Annotated in this window: 1 protein-coding gene; it reads right to left on the reverse strand. The window is 69.7% G+C overall.

Translation table 11 applies throughout. The features are described 5' to 3' along the window. Positions 1-651: hypothetical protein (locus ACRWND_RS30905; RefSeq protein WP_431955300.1), on the reverse strand; the 651-nt coding region annotated here is incomplete at both ends.

The following is a 651-nucleotide window of genomic DNA, read 5'->3' on the forward strand; positions in this document are numbered from 1 at the left end:
GGTCCTGGAGGATTTTCTGCTGGAGGGCGTCGGTGGTGTCGTTCTGGGTGAGGGCCATCCCGATGAAGGGGCCGGTGGTGTGCGGTGTGGCCGTTTCGTGGTGGGGGGCGTGGGTGGCGAATTCCTCGCGGAGTTGTTCGGACAGCTGCCATGCGGGGTGGAGCGGGTCGGTGATGTCCAGCCCGTGGGCGGGTTGGGCGAGGAGGTGTGCGGCGATCAGTGCGGTCATGTCCGAGTGGAGGGACTGGTAGTCGCCCTCGGCGGTGCGGAGCTCGGCGGGGGTGGCCGGTGGGGCCTGGTGCCGGCCCTGCATGATCACCAAGGCCTGAACCAGGAGTATGTCGCGGTCCTCGGGGGCCAGGCTGTGCAGGGCCGCGTGCGCGTTTGTGAAGTCCTGCGCTCTGGCGAGCCAGGCCCGGGGGTCGACCCTCGGGTATATCGGCCGGTCGTGACGTTGCGGATACATGACGGCGGGAGAGGGTCCCCCGTCCATGGCCGTGTCCGGCTGCCATGGTGCGGGGTTGTCGGGCCACTGGGTGGTGTGTGTGCCGGTCTGCCGCCATGCCGTGACCAGGCCGGCCCGGTCCTGGGGCGACAGGTGCGAGGCCTCGGTGGCCAGTCTGTCCTGCTCGTCACCGGTGACCGGTTCCT

It is taken from the genome of Actinacidiphila sp. bgisy167 (genome assembly GCF_965342175.1).
In the GTDB taxonomy this organism is placed as follows: Bacteria; Actinomycetota; Actinomycetes; order Streptomycetales; family Streptomycetaceae; genus Actinacidiphila.